The organism is Skermanella sp., from assembly GCF_059503625.1.
The window spans coordinates 1-3,545 of the sequence record NZ_JCACHA010000176.1 but is presented as its reverse complement, the minus strand read 5'-3'; the positions used below and the strand labels follow the sequence as shown (position 1 = coordinate 3,545).

At 63.4% G+C, this 3,545-nt stretch carries 4 protein-coding genes and 1 pseudogene; all 5 read right to left on the bottom strand.

Annotated elements, in window-relative coordinates; genetic code table 11:
• Window positions 1-39 precede the first annotated feature (39 nt).
• Window positions 40-1,128: pseudogene (locus AC5JJ6_RS04665) on the bottom strand (phage/plasmid primase, P4 family); the annotation flags it as partial.
• 24 nt (window positions 1,129-1,152) lie between these two features.
• Window positions 1,153-1,317, bottom strand: a complete 165-nt coding sequence (locus AC5JJ6_RS04660; RefSeq protein ID WP_496040928.1) for a hypothetical protein — start codon at window positions 1,315-1,317, stop codon at window positions 1,153-1,155.
• Between the two features lies 1 nt (window position 1,318).
• Window positions 1,319-2,179 (bottom strand): bifunctional DNA primase/polymerase, encoded by an 861-nt coding sequence (locus AC5JJ6_RS04655; RefSeq protein ID WP_496040927.1) that lies wholly within the window; start codon window positions 2,177-2,179, stop codon window positions 1,319-1,321.
• A 94-nt stretch (window positions 2,180-2,273) separates the two neighbouring features.
• Entirely contained in the window at window positions 2,274-2,642 is a 369-nt protein-coding gene (locus AC5JJ6_RS04650) for a hypothetical protein (protein WP_496040926.1), read from the bottom strand.
• 205 nt (window positions 2,643-2,847) lie between these two features.
• The gene (locus tag AC5JJ6_RS04645; protein WP_496040925.1) at window positions 2,848-3,072 is read right to left on the bottom strand and encodes a hypothetical protein; all 225 of its coding nucleotides are present in this window, start codon (window positions 3,070-3,072) and stop codon (window positions 2,848-2,850) included.
• Window positions 3,073-3,545 lie beyond the last annotated feature (473 nt).

The following is a 3,545-nucleotide window of genomic DNA, read 5'->3' as shown; positions in this document are numbered from 1 at the left end:
TCAACAGCGTCGAATCAGAACGCGCGATTCCAAGCAACATCAAAGTGCTCTAGAGAGGGCCACCTCGCCTGCACTCTTGCACCACGCCTGATAGTCGGAGAACAGCGCGCCTGGGCGCACCGAGAGGTTGGGGTCGAGGATGCAGCGCTCCTCGATCCACCGCCCAAAGACGTCTTGCCGTTCGAAGTAATCACCGCTGGCCTGCTGGATCAGCTTCGCCGTCCCCAGCCACTGCTTGCGCCAGGCGAGACAATCCTCGATGGCCCAGCTCAGGATAGCCGGGTACTCCGGTACCAGCTTGGCCTTCAGGTCGGGATCTGGGTTCGGCGGGATGTACTCGAAGGGGATGATGCGCAACTGCCGTTCCATTGCGGGGCTGCGCCCTTTGAGGCTCGGAGCGTGGTTGCCGACGAACTGCAGCTTGAACAGCGGGCGGTAGGCATAGACCCGGCCGTGTGGCTGGCGGGCACTGAGCGGCGTCTCGTTGCCGGTAAGCTCCTTGATCTGCGCCTCGGCCCACTGCCGGCCACTCTCGGTCTCAGAGGCAGTGACCAGTCGGGCGCCAGCCATGCGTGCATTGTAGTATTCTTGGTTCTGCCGTCCGCCAGCCGTGAAAGCATCGATTGGCATCGGCACCGCGTAGTCACCAAGAATCGCCGCCAAGACGCCGGTGTAAACGCCTTTCCCGTTGCCGCCCGGCCCATACAGGAAGGCCAGCACCTCCTCCGAAACCTCGCCGGTGAGGCAGTAACCGGCCCAGCGCTGCAGGAAGTCCTGCAGTTCCTCGTCGCCCCCCGTGGCTTCATGCAGAAAGCCTCGCCAGTGCGCCGCTATGGTGCCAGCAGGCGCGGGAGCGACGGCCGTGTGCTTGGAGATGTAGTCGGCAGGCAGGCCTGGCCGCAGCTCGCCGGTTCGCAGGTCCACCATGCCTTCCGGTGTGCCCAGCAGCCAGCCATCCGCATCCCAAACAGCGCCATGAACAGCCAGGCGCGGGTCGCTGCGGGCAAGTTCCTCGACTGCCCGCACGACCTTGACCTTGGACAGCGCCTTCTCGTCCTCCGGCGCCAGGGTGCGGGACCGCTCGCCCTCGACGAAGCGCTTCACGCGCTCCATGGCCGATGCGGTACTGTCCTTGACCCAGAGCGAGCCGTTTCAGACGAACCAGCGCCGGTCGTCATGGTCGTAGACCAGCTTCCCTTCCGTCGCCGCGGCAAAGCGTCGGGCAATCGCAGTCTCTCCGAAGTCCATTGGGTTCGTGCCGCCGGTAGGCGGCATCTGGTCATAGCGGCGCGCGGCGAAGTCGAGCACGTTGTTCATATCATCCTCGCCCCGCATCACCCACGCCTTTCGATGGGCTTGGCCGCGCCTGCCTGCATGCCGGAGCGGATCGTGGCCTGGCAGTCGCTGTCATCGAGGCCGATGTGTCGACCGGCGGCATAGAGAGCGACGACCGCCTCCTGTTCGCCCAGTTTGCCGGAACCAACGAGGCCGCCAGCTGTGAGGGCCGCACGGTTGAGCGCCGTATTGCGTCCCCAGCTCCGGTGCGTACGAGCTGATCGACGGCACGCGCCAGGGAGCGTCGGGCGCGGTCCTCCGTCAGGATGCAAGGGCGCGCAGGCTTCGCCCGCTCAGGCGGTGGGGCGAAGATATGGAGCAGCCAGTCCGGCGCCACGGGAGGCGCCAAGTCCCAGGGCGCCACCTCCCACCGATATGCCCGCTTGGTGCGGCCATGGACGGAGGGGGAGATGGTGAACTGCACGCACCGGGCCTTCGGGTCGATGCCGGCAACGACCGCGCCGCTCTCACATTTGATCGGGTGGCCCGCGTCCCTGAAAACGAGGAGGTGCCCGCCGCCGCTGCGGCCATGCGGATGCGCCGGGATCGTCGAATGCTTCGAGCGCAGCACCTGAAGCGCTGCCAAGCCATCGACTTTGTGGTTAGCGGAGGGAGTGTCCACGTCGAGCGCCCAGACGCCGGAGCCCTCCGGGATTACCAACCAATTGCAGCCGCGATACTCAGCCTGCCAACGCTCTATTTGACCGAGGTCGGTTGTGGCCGCTTGAATGTATCCCCTAAAACAGCCGGCCCGGTTCGGCCAAACCGGCGCAACGCGCCATCCGAGCAGCGCCACACGCTCCAAGTCGCGGTGCAGGGTTGTGCGGATTATGCAGGCGGTCATACTTGCATCTCCACCAACCTGCCGCATAGCTGCAATGCGGCGTGGACGACGTGCACCGAGCACGGTAGCGCCATGCGCTTCATCGCGTCGTAGCTCATGCCGCCCTCGTGCTGCGACGCGTCCTGCCGGCCAAACACGCAAGCCAAGCCTGTTGCTTTGCTGACAGCCGGGGGAAGCTGCCGATGTTGCGAAGGAAGCCTTGCTCAGTAAGATTGAACACGCCGCTGTGCCAACGCAGCAGCGAGGCAGCCAGCGATCGCCAGTTCTCGACCGATGTATTGCTGTCGTGCGGCTCGTGGTGAGATTTCGCTTCCACCTCTGGGATAATTGCTGCCCAGTCCACTCCTGCGGCGCCGAGGATGCGCAGTGCTGCCGCTCCGACCGCGTCACGCTCACCTGCGTGCGGCGAGCGCAGCAATGCCAGCGCGCTCAGCAGTCGGCGCCGCTCGGACGAGGTCAGCACGTCACCAACCGCACATCGCGCGGGTGCTTGTCGTGCAGAGCCAGACACACGCAAACCACGCCGACGTGAATCGACAGATGGTGTGCACGATGCAGCTTTGTGCTAGAAATTAGAGACATCCTTGACTGCTTTAGTAAGCCCGTTGTCGCTCCCGTGCCTTGACCGGAATGTGGAGCGAGACGGGCTTTTCTTTGTCTGGATCAGTTCACGCGGCGAACTCGGCTGGTTCAGCGGCCACGTCCGTCATGCCAAGGATCTTGGCCGCAACAGGCAAGTCCTCACGACGAACTCGCCATCTTCCGCTCACCCTCGCCGCCTGTAGACGGCCATCTACGATTGCCGCCCAAAGCCGCTGATACGAACGATGAGGCGCAACTTGCCCGGTTAGTGAAACGAGCATCTGCGACACATCGGTCAGTTCGATATCCATAGTGCCAACACTCCCAACTTCGTGGATGCGCTCCGTCTCAAGCGTCGGAAGGGCGTGGCTTGGCCGCAGCGAAGAGCTTCTCTCTCTCGTATCGCCCTCGCGACGCTAAATAATGCAGTAGACGACGGCACGCCAGCCTCTTGTCGACCGTCATCTAGTTGTTCCGTGCGTCCTTCTTGCCGTTGGCAAATTTTCAACATTACTTCCAGTGGGTGGCGCCGTTCAAATACGTTGCGGATTGTCGGAAATAGAGACCCGTGCTGGTAATGGGCGGGGAGTGTTCCGCCTGGCCTCTCGCAAGAGACTGGCGAGTTTGCTGTCCATCGATTGCCGGCGCTGAACACGGAGACCCTTCGGTTTGGCTGACGATTCGATGATTTACGTATTCGCCCATGCTTCCGGAGCTACCCAATCAAAGAGGTTCTTGTCGGGATCCGGGGTGATGGACCCCGGCTCGGGTAGTGTGGCCGGTG